At 61.6% G+C, this 12895-nt stretch carries 12 protein-coding genes; 3 read left to right on the top strand and 9 right to left on the bottom strand.

From position 1 onward, the window contains the following. Positions 1–19 precede the first annotated feature (19 nt). The 3 genes from J3P84_RS25490 (at position 20) to J3P84_RS25480 (ending at position 1889) form a co-directional block, all read left to right on the top strand. The gene (locus J3P84_RS25490; protein ID WP_434570176.1) at positions 20–295 is read left to right on the top strand and encodes a polyhydroxyalkanoic acid system family protein; all 276 of its coding nucleotides are present in this window, start codon (positions 20–22) and stop codon (positions 293–295) included. 258 nt (positions 296–553) lie between these two features. Next, complete coding sequence (locus J3P84_RS25485; RefSeq protein WP_434626471.1) at positions 554–976, top strand: phasin family protein; 423 nt, start codon at positions 554–556, stop codon at positions 974–976. Positions 977–986: 10 nt separating this feature from the next. After that, a complete protein-coding gene (locus J3P84_RS25480; RefSeq protein WP_434626470.1) occupies positions 987–1889 on the top strand; it encodes a phasin family protein in 903 nt (300 codons plus the stop codon). Positions 1890–2070: 181 nt separating this feature from the next. Here the strand turns inward: J3P84_RS25480 and J3P84_RS25475 are convergent, their stop codons facing one another. The 9 genes from J3P84_RS25475 to argS form a co-directional block, all read right to left on the bottom strand. Next, entirely contained in the window at positions 2071–2691 is a 621-nt protein-coding gene (locus J3P84_RS25475; RefSeq protein ID WP_434626468.1) for a TetR/AcrR family transcriptional regulator, read from the bottom strand. 61 nt (positions 2692–2752) lie between these two features. Further along, complete coding sequence (gene phaC, locus J3P84_RS25470) at positions 2753–4435, bottom strand: class II poly(R)-hydroxyalkanoic acid synthase (RefSeq protein ID WP_434626467.1); 1683 nt, start codon at positions 4433–4435, stop codon at positions 2753–2755. A 112-nt stretch (positions 4436–4547) separates the two neighbouring features. Beyond that, complete coding sequence (gene phaZ, locus J3P84_RS25465; protein ID WP_039592414.1) at positions 4548–5405, bottom strand: poly(3-hydroxyalkanoate) depolymerase; 858 nt, start codon at positions 5403–5405, stop codon at positions 4548–4550. Positions 5406–5667: 262 nt separating this feature from the next. Then, entirely contained in the window at positions 5668–7347 is a 1680-nt protein-coding gene (phaC, locus tag J3P84_RS25460) for a class II poly(R)-hydroxyalkanoic acid synthase (RefSeq protein WP_434626466.1), read from the bottom strand. Positions 7348–7624: 277 nt separating this feature from the next. Further along, positions 7625–8002, bottom strand: a complete 378-nt coding sequence (locus J3P84_RS25455; protein WP_434602581.1) for a gamma-butyrobetaine hydroxylase-like domain-containing protein — start codon at positions 8000–8002, stop codon at positions 7625–7627. Between the two features lie 210 nt (positions 8003–8212). After that, entirely contained in the window at positions 8213–9550 is a 1338-nt protein-coding gene (gene hslU / locus J3P84_RS25450) for an ATP-dependent protease ATPase subunit HslU (protein WP_305497360.1), read from the bottom strand. 43 nt (positions 9551–9593) lie between these two features. Beyond that, positions 9594–10124 (bottom strand): ATP-dependent protease subunit HslV, encoded by a 531-nt coding sequence (gene hslV / locus J3P84_RS25445; protein ID WP_003186641.1) that lies wholly within the window; start codon positions 10122–10124, stop codon positions 9594–9596. 275 nt (positions 10125–10399) lie between these two features. Next, on the bottom strand, positions 10400–11095 hold the full coding sequence (locus tag J3P84_RS25440) for an SPOR domain-containing protein (RefSeq protein ID WP_186639635.1): 696 nt from the start codon (positions 11093–11095) through the stop codon (positions 10400–10402). A gap of 1 nt (position 11096) precedes the next feature. Continuing rightward, positions 11097–12833 (bottom strand): arginine--tRNA ligase, encoded by a 1737-nt coding sequence (gene argS / locus J3P84_RS25435; protein ID WP_305497358.1) that lies wholly within the window; start codon positions 12831–12833, stop codon positions 11097–11099. Positions 12834–12895 lie beyond the last annotated feature (62 nt).

Raw genomic sequence — 12895 nt, 5'->3', positions numbered from 1 at the left:
ATCAAGCAGGAGTTAACAGATGGCCCGTATTACTGTTGAGCGTGCCCATGACCTGGGCAAGGAAGCGGCCCGCGAAAAGGCCGACAAGCTGGCCCGGAAACTGTCCGACAGCTACGGCCTGGAGCCCAAGTGGGAGGGCGACACGCTGAAGCTCAAGCGTTCCGGGGTCAAGGGTGAAGTGCATGTGGGCGAGGATTCGATCCGCGTCGAAGTGGAGCTGGGCATGTTGATGTCGGCCATGAGCGGGACAATCAAGACGGAAATCGAAAAGGCGCTGGACAAGGCGTTGGCTTGATTGTAGTGCAGAGGACTGAAGTCCACCGCCTATCTATCAACTGTGGGAGCGAGCCTGCTCGCGAATGCGATGGATCAACAACATTGATGTTGAATGACACACCGCTTTCGCGAGCAGGCTCGCTCCCACAGGGGAAATCATCGTCCCGGGTTTTATGTCAGTTGTTAGGGTGCCCTTTCTAATTATTCTCACTACTTTGTGCCTGAGCCCGACCGTGTGCGGGCAGTTGCTCAAACCTGTCTTCGAGTGAGGTGCACCATGGCCAAAGTTATTTTGAAGAAAAAAACCGACGTTGAATCTTCCACGCTGGGCGACGTGAAAACGTACGCGCGCAAGATCTGGCTGGCGGGCCTGGGCGCTTATATCAAGGTCGGTCAGGAGGGCGGCGACTACTTCAAGGAGCTGGTCAAGGCCGGTGAAGTTATTGAAACCAAAGGCAAAAAGAACATTGCTGGGAAACTTGAAGCGGCGAACAGCGAACTGATCGAAGCCAAGACCGACGTCAACACTTTCAAGGCCCGCGTCGAAGTTCAACTCGACAAAGTCGAGAAGGTATTCGACGCGCGTGTTGCAAGTGCCTTGAATCGTATCGGCATTCCGTCTAAACATGACGTTGAGACACTCTCTGCTAAGCTCGATGAGCTGACGGCATTGCTCGAACGTGTCGCGCGTAAACATTAAGGAGAACGGGATGGCTGGCAAGAAAATCACCGAAAAAGAAGGCAGCTCGTGGGCCGGGAAGATTGAAAAGTACTCCCGCAAAATCTGGCTTGCTGGTTTAGGCGTGTACTCGAAGATCGACACTGACGGCAGCAAACTCTTCGAGTCCTTGGTCAAGGACGGCGAGAAGGCCGAAAAACTCACCAAGACGGCGGTCGGCAAACAAGTCGATGCCGCCAAGGATTCTGCCGAGTCCACCAAGTCGCGCATGGGCGGCGTGAAGGATCGTGCACTGGGCAAGTGGGATGAGCTGGAAGGGGCTTTCGACAAGCGTCTGAACAGTGCAATTTCCCGCCTGGGCGTGCCGAGCCGCAATGAAGTCAAGGAACTGCACAGCAAGGTCGACACCCTGACCAGGCAGATCGAAAAACTCACCGGGGCCAAGGTCACGCCGGTCGCGACCAAGCCCGTTGCAACCAAGACCGCGGCGGCCAAGCCTGCAGCGAAGACGGCAGCCAAGCCACTGGTCAAGGCGGCGGCAAAAACCGTCGCCAAGCCTGCGGCCAAAGCAGCGGCCAAGCCAGTAGCCAAAACCGCAGCGGCCAAGCCTGCAGCCAAGGCGGCGGCCAAACCCGTCGCGGCAAAAACTGCAGCCAAACCTGCCGCCAAGCCAGCGGCCAAGACGGCGGCGGCTAAACCAGCTGCGGCCAAACCGGCTGCCAAGCCAGCGGCAAAAGCCGCAGCAAAACCGGCCGCGGCGAAAAAGCCCGCAGTGAAAAAACCGGCCGCGCCAAAAGCAGCCGCACCCAAGGCGCCGGCCACGGCCGCCAAACCGGCCACCCCGACGAGCACGGCAAACTCTGCCTCGGCTCCGGCCCCGGTAGCTACTCCGACTCCAGCGCCGGTTCCGTCGACGCCTACCAGCCAGTCCTGATTTTCCGGGACATGCAAAAACGCCCGGCCTGTGAAGGTCGGGCGTTTTTATATGCATCCTGGATTCAACCTGTGGGAGCGAGCCTGCTCGCGAATGCATTTTCTCAGTCACATTTGAATTGATTGACCCAGCGCTTTCGCGAGCAGGCTCGCTCCCACATTGGGTCTGCCGCAGCCGGCCGTTATTCGTGCTCCTCCAGATACCGCAAAGCCATCTGCTCGGTCGCGACCTTTATCGCTGGCGGCAAGTGCGGCGCCACCAGCATCATGATCTGATAGACCACCAGGCGAACCTCGCCCTCGCGATCAAGGATCCGCTGATAATCCAGCGAAAACAGCAACGTCATGGTGATCTGCTCCACCAGTTGCCCGAGTGCCTGGGTGTCGCTCACCAGCAGGTCCTGGGCCTTGAGCTGCGCCAGCAAAGAGGCCAGGGTCCGTTTCAACGCGTTGAGCAACTGGCGGATACCCTTGGCCAGTTTCGGCAGGCGCCCCGCCAGGTTTGACAAGTCCTGGAACAGGAACCGGTATTGGGCTAGGCGCTCGACGATCAAATGCAGGAACAACCAGTAGTCCTCCGGCGCCAGTTGCGCATCGGCGGGCGGATCCAGCAGCGGTGCAAGCTCGGCCTGGAATCGCTCGAACAATCCGAGTATCAGCGGTTCCTTGCCATGGAAGTGGTAGTAGAGGTTGCCGGGGCTGATGCCCATCTCGTTGGCGACTTCGAGGGTGGAAACATTCGGCTCGCCCTTCTCGTTGAATAATTGCAGGGCACACTCGAGGATTCGGTCGCGGGTTTTCATCCGGTCTTCTTGGTCGGTGGAGTCTTTCCACGGCCCGCAGTGCGACCGTGGGACGAGGCGTTCAGCGTACCCGTACGTAATTCCCGGGTGCCGCTTCCAGGGCCGGGTATTTCGCGTTGCCCAGCGTCATCTGCGTTTCGTGCTGGGCGCCGGAGCGCTCCTGGATCCAGCCCAGCCATTGGGTCCACCAACTGCCCTCGATGTGCTTGGCGTCGTAGTACCAGGCGCGCGGGTCGCTGCTCAGTTTCGGATTCTCGATGTAGTTGGCCTTGGGGTTGCCTGGCGGGTTGAGGATGCTCTGGACGTGTCCGCTGTTGGACAGCACGAAACGTCGTTCGCCGCCCAGCAGCAACGTCGAACGGTACACCGCATCCCACGGCGTGATGTGGTCGTTGATGCCGGCCACGCTGAAGCTGTCCACGGTGACTTTCTGCAAGTCGATAGGCGTGCCGCACACCTCCAGGGCGCCCGGCCGTGTCAGCGGGTTGTGTTTGAAAAAATCCAGCAGGTCGCCGTGATAGGCCGCCGGAAGCCGCGTGCAGTCGTTGTTCCAGTAGAGAATATCGAATGCCGGCGGCTCCTTGCCCAGCAGGTAGTTGTTGACGAAGTAGGTCCAGATCAAGTCGTTGGGCCGCATCCAGGCGAAGACCCGAGCCATGTCGCGGCCATCGAGAATGCCTTTCTGATAGGAGCGGCGTTTGGCGGCTTCGAGGGTCTGTTCGTCGATGAACAGCGTGGCCGGGCTCTCGATCTCGCTGTCCAGCAAGCTCACCAGGTAGGTGGCGCTGGCCACCCGGCGCAGTTGGCGCTTGGCTTGCAGATGGCCCTGCAGGGCGGCGATGGTCATGCCACCGGCGCAGGCGCCCATCAGGTTGACTTCGCGGGCGCCGGTGATCGTCCGGCAGACGTTCATGGCCTCTTCCGTCGCCTCGACATAACTGGACAGGCCCCATTCCCGATGGCGCACGTCCGGGTTGCGCCAACTGATGATGAACACCTGCAAGCCGTTTTTCAGAGCGTACTGGACGAAGCTGTTGGAAGGGCTCAGGTCGAAGATGTAGAACTTGTTGATCTGCGGCGGCACGATCAGCAGCGGCGTGGCGTATTGCTTTTCGCTCATCGGCTTGTACTGGATCAGTTCCAGCAGCTCGTTGCGAAACACCACTGCGCCGGGCGTACTCGCCAGGGTCTTGCCGACTTCAAAGGCGTGTGGCGTGACTTGCCGGGGCAAGCCGTCGTTGTGCAGCAGGTCGTCGACCAGATGGCTGATCCCGCGAATCAGGCTGCTGCCTCCGGAATTGAACAGCTCCTTGATCGCCAGCGGATTGAGCAGGGTATTGGACGGCGCTACCGCGTCGTTGAGCAGGGAGAAGGCAAAATGCGCACGGGCCTGATCATCCGGGCTCATGCCGCCCTCATCGATCCACTGGCGGACTTCCTTCTGCCAGCTCAGGTAGGCCTGCAGGCTGCGGCGGTAGAACGGGTTGAGCTGCCAGGTGGGGTCGGCGAAGCGTTTGTCGTCGGGGTTGGTCGGGTGCAGGGTTTCCCCCAGCAGCACGCGCCCCAGCTGGCCGCCGAGCCTCAACGCATGTCGGGTACTGTGGACCGGGTTGCGCAGGCCATGGGCGGCAACGTTGCGCAGGGTCGACAGCAGGTCCCTGCCGCGCAGGCCGGTGACCGCACTCTGTGCATTGATGAAGCTGGCAGGGGCGGGCATGGAACCCTTCGCCGGTTTGTCGCGCATGAGTCAACTCCTTCATCATCAGGCTGAAAACAAACACACCGAACCAGACAACATAGTCGCTGTTTCGGGTAGTTGCGCGATCCGGCGTCCTGCCAGGCGCAAATGGGCGGTGTCAGCCGCCACCCAGCGGCGCGGGATGCGGGTGCATGACCGCGCGCTGCCGTTCTTCCTCGAGGAATTTCATGATGATCGGCGCCACAGCCTCGGCCCGGGTGATCAGGAACAGGTGGCCGTCATCGATGATGTGCAACTGCGAATTGGGGATGCGCCAGGCCAGCATGCGCATGTTGATCAGGGGGATCAGCGGGTCGTCATCCCCGGCCAGGATCAAGGTCGGCTGGTGGATCTTGTGCAGCCAATGGATGCTGGTCCAGCCGAGGCCCGCGAACAGTTGCCAGTAATAACCGAGCTTGCCCGCCGAACGTACCTTGGCCGCGTGACGAGCCGCCAGGCTTGGGTCGCGGCGGAACGAGCCGCCGTAGATCAGCGGCGCGATGCGCATCACATGGGACGGCTGCACGTAGCGTCGAGGACTGGCCATCATCCACAGCACCTTCGGCTTGCCCGGCACCATCACCGCGCCGGCGGCCGTGGCGGCGAGCACCAGCTTCTTGCAGCGCTCCGGATAATCATGGGCGAACTGCTGGGCCAGGGCGCCGCCCCAGGACACACCGATCACGTTGACCTGCCCATAGTCGAGGTAATCGAGCATCCGCGCGGTAAGCTTGGCCAGGCCCGGAAAACGATACGGCCGGCTCGGCGTCGACGAACCGCCGACCCCGGGCACATCGAAGGCGATTACTTCCAGGTCCGGGTCCAGGGCCTCGATGAACGGGAAGACCAGCTCCAGGTTGGCGCCGATGCCGTTGAAAATCAGCAGCGGCGTCAAGTGAGGCTTGCCGGGACGTACCGCGGTGCGCAAGGTCTGGCCATCCAGGTCGACGGTACGGAAAATGTACGGTTGCGGCATGCTTCAAGCCCTGTGGGTTGGGTCGCGGTCTTTCATTTTTCCCCGATCTCCTGTGGGAGCGAGCCTGCTCGCGATGACTGCGGTACATCCGAACATCAATGTGTGCTGACACACCGCAATCGCGAGCAGGCTCGCTCCCGCATTGGATCTGCTGTGAACCTGAGTCTGTGTTCACCAGCGCTGTGGGCCTTACATGTCCATGTCGGCTGCGGGAATGTATTCGTGAGCAAGCTCACCCCCGCAGCGGACGAGTTGCAGTTCTTTACCGCTCATGCACATAAGTGCCCGGCGCCGCTTCCCCGGCCACATACGTCTTGTTGCCCAGCACGGTGGGGGCCTTCTTCAGCTTGCCCGAGCGTTCGGCCTGCCAGGCTTGCCAGTGCAGCCACCACGAGTCGGTGTGCTTGGTGGAGTTTTCCATCCAGTCCTCGGCCTTGGCCGGCATGTCTTCGCTGGTCATGTAGCGGGACTTTGGATTGCCCGGCGGGTTGAGAATGCTCTGGATGTGACCGCTGCTCGACAGCACGAATTCAACCTTGCCGCCGAACAGCTGCGCCGATTTGTAGCAGGACTTCCACGGCGTGATGTGGTCGTTGGTGCCGGCCAGGGAAAAGATATCGGCGCTGACCTGCTTGAGGTCGATCGGCGTGCCGCACACTTCCAGTGCGTTGGGGCGGATCAGCGGGTTGTTCTTGAACATCTCGATGAGGTCGCCATGGAACGCCGCCGGGAGTCGCGTGGTGTCGTTGTTCCAGAACAGGATGTCGAACACCGGCGGCTCGTTGCCCAGCAGGTAATTGTTCACCCAGTAGTTCCAGATCAGGTCATTGGGCCGCATCCAGGCGAACACCTTGGCCATGTCGCGGCCTTCAAGGACGCCGGCCTGGTAGGAATGGCGCTTGGCCGTTTCCAGGGTCTGCTCGTCGACGAACAGCGTCACGTCGGTGTCCAGGGTGGTGTCCAACACACTCACCAGCAGGGTCAGGGCATTGACCTTTTTCTCCCCCAGCGCGGCGTAATGGCCGAGCAGGGCGGTGCAGGTGATGCCGCCCGAGCAGGCGCCCAGCATGTTCACGTCCTTGCTGCCGGTGATGGCCGTGACCACATCCACCGCTTCCTTGAGCGCTTCGATGTAGGTCGACAGGCCCCACTCGCGCTGCGCCTTGGTGGGGTTGCGCCAACTGATGATGAAAGTCTGCACGTTGCTGCGCAGGCAGAAGCGCGCCAGGCTCTTGTCCGGGCTCAGGTCAAATACGTAGAACTTGTTGATCTGCGGCGGCACCACCAGCAACGGTCGCTCATGGACCTGCTCGGTGATGGGGCGGTACTGGATCAGCTCCAGCACGTCATTGCGAAAGACTACCGCGCCTTCGGTCACGCCCAGGCTCTTGCCGACTTCGAACGCACCCATGTCCACCTGGCTCGGCATTCCGCCGTTGTGCACCAGGTCCTTGGCCAGGTGGGACAGGCCATCGAGCAGGCTCTTGCCGCCGGTTTCGAAGAAGCGCTTGACCGCCGCCGGGTTGGCCGCCGAGTTGGTCGGGGCCATGGCTTCGGTCATCAGGTTGATCACGAAGTGCCCACGGCTGATGTCCTGGGGCGAAAGGCTGCTGTCGTCGATCCAGGCGTGCAGCTCCTTGCGCCACGCCAGATAGGTTTGCAGATAACGTCTGTAGAGCGGGTTCTGGCTCCACGCCGGGTCGTTGAAACGACGGTCATCACTGGCGGGCTGCAACTCGGATTTGCCGAACAGGACTTTCCTCAGTTCAGCGCCGAAATGGGCGACGTGCTTGACGCTGTGCAGCGGTTGTTTGATGGTCTGGGTCAGCACCATCCGGGCAGAGGCCAGCAGGTCTTTCCTGCGTAAGCCGACGACGGGATTCAAGCCCAGGGTGTTTTCCGAAGCTTGGTACTTCAACTCATCGTTGTTCTTGTTGCTCATCTACGACGCTCCATTGTCCTTCAGACGAGTACCGGGGACCGTGCCAGAAGCGCAAGGCCAATACCAGGTACGCTGCTCGGGGTGACCATCAATTCCGCATCGAGGGCAATGAGGAAACGTGTGCCAGGAACTCGCCGGTTCCTTTGCAGGGAACTTGCCAGCTCCATTGGTTACCCGAGTTTAATTTTTTTCGCAAGCAGGCCAGTCATTGACGTTGCCGCGCAGGCATTCAAACAGATGAGTCTAGAAAATTCGCCCTAATGCGCCAGCCCTTGAGCTAGAGCATCAGCTTGACGACGGACGCATTCGGGTCGCGGGTTTTTCCGGCCGCCTTGAGTTCGGCGAGATAATCGTTCCACAGGTCTTCCTGGCGCACCGCCAGCTGGTACAGATAGTCCCAGGTGAACAATCCGCTGTCATGGCCATCGTCGAAGGTCAGTTTCAGTGCGTATTGGCCGGCCGGTTCGACCTTGGTCAGGCCGACGCCGAGCTTGCCGTATTGCAGGATGGGTTTGCCGTGGCCCTGGACCTCGGCGGAAGGCGAGTGCACCCGCAGGAATTCCGCGGGCAGGTGATACTCCTCGTCCGGCGCGTATTTGAGCGTCAGGGTTTTGGAGGCTTTGTGCAGGTTGATGGCGGTGGGGAGTCTGGTCATGAGTCGTCGCTCTCTTGAAGCCTTGGGTGAACGCCATGTGGCGAGGGAGCTTGCTCCCGCTGGACCGGGCTGGCGCTCCAGGGCGAAGCCCTCCCAAGAGCCCGCTGCGATCCCCCTGGATGAACGGCGGCTTCCGGTTCCTGGGGCTACTTCGTAGCCCAGCGGGAGCAAGCTCCCTCGCCACAAGAGCTCGCTCACCTATCGTGTGGCCTACAGGATATACCGCGACAGGTCTTCGTTCTGCGCCAGCTCGCCGAGGTGGCTGTTGACGTATTCGGCGTCGATGATGATCGGCGCTTCGTTGTGGGCGCTGGCCAGGTCGCCGGCGCTGAACGAGACTTCCTCAAGCAGGCGTTCAAGCAGCGTGTGCAGGCGCCGGGCACCGATGTTCTCGGTCTTCTCGTTGACCTGCCAGGCGATCTGCGCCAGACGCTTGATGCCTTCCGGCGCGAACTCGATGTTCAGGCCTTCGGTCTTGAGCAGCGCGCAGTATTGTTCGGTCAGCGACGCATGGGGCTCACTCAGGATGCGCTCGAAGTCTTCCGGCGACAGCGCCTTGAGTTCGACCCGGATCGGCAAGCGGCCTTGCAGCTCAGGCACCAGGTCGCTCGGCTTGCTCAGGTGGAACGCACCGGAGGCGATGAACAGGATGTGGTCGGTCTTGACCATGCCCAGCTTGGTGTTCACCGTGCAGCCTTCGATCAACGGCAGCAGGTCGCGTTGCACGCCCTCGCGGGAAACGTCGGCGCCGCCGACATTGCCGCGCTTGGCGACCTTGTCGATTTCGTCGATGAACACGATGCCGTGCTGCTCGACCGCTTCCAGGGCCTTGGCCTTCAGTTCCTCTTCGTTGACCAGGCGACTGGCTTCTTCATCGCGCACCAGCTTCAGCGCTTCCTTGACCTTGAGCTTGCGGCTTTTCTTCTTGCCCTTGCCCATGTTGGCGAACAGGCTCTGCAACTGGTTGGTCATTTCTTCCATGCCTGGCGGCGCGGAAATGTCGACGCCGGCCATTTCGGCCACCTCGATCTCGATCTCCTTGTCGTCCAGCTGGCCTTCGCGCAGGCGTTTGCGGAACAGCTGGCGGGTGTTGGAGTCCTGGGTCGTGGCGGCGTCGGCGTTGAAGCCCATGCGCGCCGGTGGCAGCAGGGCATCGAGAATGCGCTCCTCCGCGGCGTCTTCGGCGCGATGGCGAACCTTGGTGATTTCCTGTTCGCGCAGCAGCTTGATCGCCGCATCGGCCAGGTCACGAATGATCGACTCGACATCGCGGCCCACGTAGCCGACTTCGGTGAACTTGGTGGCTTCGACCTTGATGAATGGCGCGTTGGCGAGCTTGGCCAGGCGCCGGGCGATCTCGGTCTTGCCGACACCGGTCGGGCCGATCATCAGGATGTTCTTGGGGGTCACTTCGACGCGCAGTTCTTCCGGCAGTTGCATCCGGCGCCAGCGGTTACGCAAGGCGATGGCGACGGCGCGCTTGGCATCGTCCTGGCCGATGATGTGGCGATTGAGTTCGTGGACGATTTCGCGGGGAGTCATGGACATAATAATTGGCGGTCCTCAAGCGGGAGTCTGGGCCTGGAAGGGCTTACTCCGCGAGGTCCTGCTCCTCAATGGTCTGGGTGTGGTTGGTGAAGACGCAGATGTCGCCGGCGATGCCCAGGGCAGTCTCGACGATCTCGCGAGCCGACAGGTCGGTCTTTTTCAGCAGGGCGCTGGCGGCAGCCTGGGCGTAGGCGCCACCGGAACCCATGGCGATCAGGCCGTCTTCCGGTTCAACCACGTCGCCGTTGCCGGTAATGATCAAGGAAGCATCCTTGTTGGCTACCGCAAGCATGGCTTCGAGGCGGCTCAGGGAACGGTCGGTGCGCCATTCCTTGGCCAGCTCGACGGCTGCGCGGACCAAGTGCCCCTGATGCTTTTCAAGTTGCCCTTCAAAACGCTCGAACAGGGTGAAGGCGTCGGCGGTGGCCCCGGCGAAACCGGCGATGACCTGGCCGTGATACAGGCGGCGGACTTTCTTCGCGTTGCCTTTCATCACGGTGTTGCCCAATGAAACCTGGCCGTCGCCGCCCATGACGACTTTGCCGTGACGGCGGACTGAAACGATGGTGGTCAAGGGAAGAGTCTCCACGCAGCGGGGCGAAAATGCCCGGATGAAACACATATGGGGGTGGCGTGGGGTTTTTCAACTGCGGGGCGGGGGAGGGGATGAGTGGTGTGTTGTGAATGTTCCACGATCCTGTGGCGAGGGGATTTATCCCCGCTGGGGCGCGAAGCGGTCCTAAAAGCCTGCCGCTTCGGTGCGACTGAGTTGACTCCCTCAAGCTTTTGGGGCCGCTTCGCAGCCCAGCGGGGATAAATTCCCTCGCCACAGGGTTTGTATCAGTGTGCCTAGCGGCTCTGGCGTTGTTGTAACAACAGGTTGCTGAAACCGCTGCCAGCCAGTTGTTTCTGGGCCTTGGTCAGTTCTTCGCGATTGCTGAACGGTCCGACCAGTACGCGATACCAGGTTTCGTCCTTCACCGTTCCGGACTCCACCGACACCGACTGGCCCAGCAGAATGATCTGCGCCCGGACCTTGTCGGCGTCGGCTTCCTTGCGGAACGAGCCGGCCTGCAGGAAGAATTTTGTCACCGGCGCGGCCTTCTGCACCGGCGGGGCCGGTGGCGGCGTAATGCCGGCCAGGGCGGCCTGGGCGCGGGCGGTGTCGATCTTCGCCGCTTCGGCCGGGGTCACTGGCGTGGTCGGCACCTGCGGCGTCGGCAGGGTTTTCTCCGGCACGGCATCGGGTGGCACGATGACCTCCGATTCCGGCAGCAAGGTGTAGAAGTCGTATTTCGGCTTCACCGGTTGTGTCGGGCTCGGCGGGGTCTTGTTGGCCTCGGCGATCCGCGTGGCTTTCTGCTGCTCTTGCCGAACACGCTTGACGTCATCGCCCTGGCCCGGTTCCAGCTTCATCAGGAATACGATGAATGCGCCGACAGTCAGGCCGATCGCCATCCACAACCAGCCCGGAATCGGCTGTTTGGCCGGAGGCTGGTAACGACTGGCGCCGCGTTTGGGTGCAGGTTTTTTCTTGGCGGCCAAGTTACATGCGCTCCAGCGTTTCCAGGCCCAGCAGTTCCAGGCCTTGCTTGAGCGTGCGCCCGGTCAGCGCGGCGAGGCGCAGGCGGCTCTGCATTTGTGCCGGGGTCTCGGCGTTGAGGATCGGGCAATTCTCGTAAAAGCTGGAAAACAGCCCGGCGACGTCGTACAGGTAGGCGCACAAGGTGTGCGGCGTGCCCTTGTCGGCCACGTTGTTCAGGACTTCACCGAACTGCGCCAGCCTGGCCGCCAGCTCCTGCTCGTGGGCGGCTTCGAGGACGATCTGGCCCTCGATTTCGTCGAAGCCCTTGCCGAGTTTGCGGAACACGCCCGCCACGCGGGTGTAGGCGTACAGCAGGTACGGTGCGGTGTTGCCTTCGAAGTTGAGCATCAGGTCGAAGTTGAAGCTGTAGTCGCTGGTGCGGTGCTTCGACAGGTCGGCATATTTCACCGCGTCGATGCCGACCACCTTGGCGATCTTGCGCAGTTCGTCTTCGGCCAGCTCCGGGTTCTTGCCCTTGACCAGAGTGTACGCACGGTCCTGGGCTTCGGTCAGCAGGTCGATCAGCTTCACCGTGCCGCCATCGCGGGTCTTGAACGGGCGACCATCGGCGCCGTTCATGGTGCCGAACCCCATGTGTTCCATTTCCATCGGATGGGTCACGAAACCGGCCAGACGGGCCACTTCGAACACCTGCTGGAAGTGCAGGGCCTGGCGCTGGTCGACGAAATACAGGACCCGATCGGCCTTCAGCACGCCGTTGCGATAACGCACGGCCGCCAGGTCAGTGGTGGCGTAGAGGTAGCCACCGTCAGCCTTGACGATGATCACCGGCAGCGGCTCGCCATCGGCGGTCTTGAACTGGTCGAGGAACACGCACTGGGCGCCGTTGCTTTCCACCAGCATGCCTTTGGCCCGGAGGTCGTTGACCACGTTGATCAGGTCGTCGTTGTAGGCGCTTTCGCCCATTACGTCGGCCATGCTCAGCTTGACGTTCAGCAGCTCGTAGATCTTCTGGCAGTGGGACAGCGAGATGTCCTTGAACTTTGTCCACAGCGCCAGGCACTCGGCATCGCCAGCCTGCAGCTTGACCACCAGGCCACGGGCGCGGTCGGCGAACTCGGGCGACTCGTCGAAGCGTTGCTTGGCGGCGCGGTAGAAGTTTTCCAGGTCCGAGAGCTCGTCGCTGGTGATCGGGTTTTCCTGCAGGTAGGCCATCAGCATGCCGAACTGGGTGCCCCAGTCGCCGACGTGGTTCTGGCGGATCACCGTGTCACCGAGAAACTCCAGGACGCGCGCCACGCCATCGCCAATGATGGTCGAGCGCAGGTGACCGACGTGCATTTCCTTGGCGAGGTTGGGGGCCGACAGGTCGACCACGGTGCGCTGCAACGGGCCGGCCTTGCGTACGCCGAGGCGCTCGTCGGCCAGGGCCGCGTCCAGCCGCGAGGCCAGTGCCTGGGTGTTCTGGAAGAAGTTGATGAACCCGGGGCCGGCAATTTCGGCCTTGGTGACGTTTTCGTCGGCCGGCAATGCGGCGATGATCTTTTCCGCCAGGTCGCGAGGTTTCATGCCGGCCGGTTTGGCGAGCATCATCGCGATGTTGCTGGCAAAGTCACCGTGGGTCTTGTCGCGGGTGTTCTCGACCTGAATCGCCGGCGACAGGCCTTCTGGCAGCACACCTTCAGTGACGAGTTGGGTGATGGCTTGCTGGATAAGCTGGCGGATGGTGTCTTTCATGGTCTTCTCTTTCAACCGCAGGCGCGGCGGCGCTTCGATGCGCTGGTGGAAAAACTGGGCAT

It is taken from the genome of Pseudomonas sp. Z1-29 (assembly GCF_051131995.1).
Classification (GTDB): domain Bacteria; phylum Pseudomonadota; class Gammaproteobacteria; order Pseudomonadales; family Pseudomonadaceae; genus Aquipseudomonas.
Note: the sequence above shows the minus strand (reverse complement) of the source record. Positions and strands in the feature narration are given on the sequence as shown.

Excerpts from the sequence above, each read along its gene's own strand:
- J3P84_RS25490 (WP_434570176.1), top strand. The coding sequence starts at position 20 with ATGGCCCGTATTACTGTTGAGCGTGCCCATGACCTGGGCAAGGAAGCG.
- J3P84_RS25485 (WP_434626471.1), top strand. The coding sequence starts at position 554 with ATGGCCAAAGTTATTTTGAAGAAAAAAACCGACGTTGAATCTTCCACG.
- J3P84_RS25480 (WP_434626470.1), top strand. The coding sequence starts at position 987 with ATGGCTGGCAAGAAAATCACCGAAAAAGAAGGCAGCTCGTGGGCCGGG.
- J3P84_RS25475 (WP_434626468.1), bottom strand. The coding sequence starts at position 2,691 with ATGAAAACCCGCGACCGAATCCTCGAGTGTGCCCTGCAATTATTCAAC.
- phaC (WP_434626467.1), bottom strand. The coding sequence starts at position 4,435 with ATGCGCGACAAACCGGCGAAGGGTTCCATGCCCGCCCCTGCCAGCTTC.
- phaZ (WP_039592414.1), bottom strand. The coding sequence starts at position 5,405 with ATGCCGCAACCGTACATTTTCCGTACCGTCGACCTGGATGGCCAGACC.
- phaC (WP_434626466.1), bottom strand. The coding sequence starts at position 7,347 with ATGAGCAACAAGAACAACGATGAGTTGAAGTACCAAGCTTCGGAAAAC.
- J3P84_RS25455 (WP_434602581.1), bottom strand. The coding sequence starts at position 8,002 with ATGACCAGACTCCCCACCGCCATCAACCTGCACAAAGCCTCCAAAACC.
- hslU (WP_305497360.1), bottom strand. The coding sequence starts at position 9,550 with ATGTCCATGACTCCCCGCGAAATCGTCCACGAACTCAATCGCCACATC.
- argS (WP_305497358.1), bottom strand. The coding sequence starts at position 12,833 with ATGAAAGACACCATCCGCCAGCTTATCCAGCAAGCCATCACCCAACTC.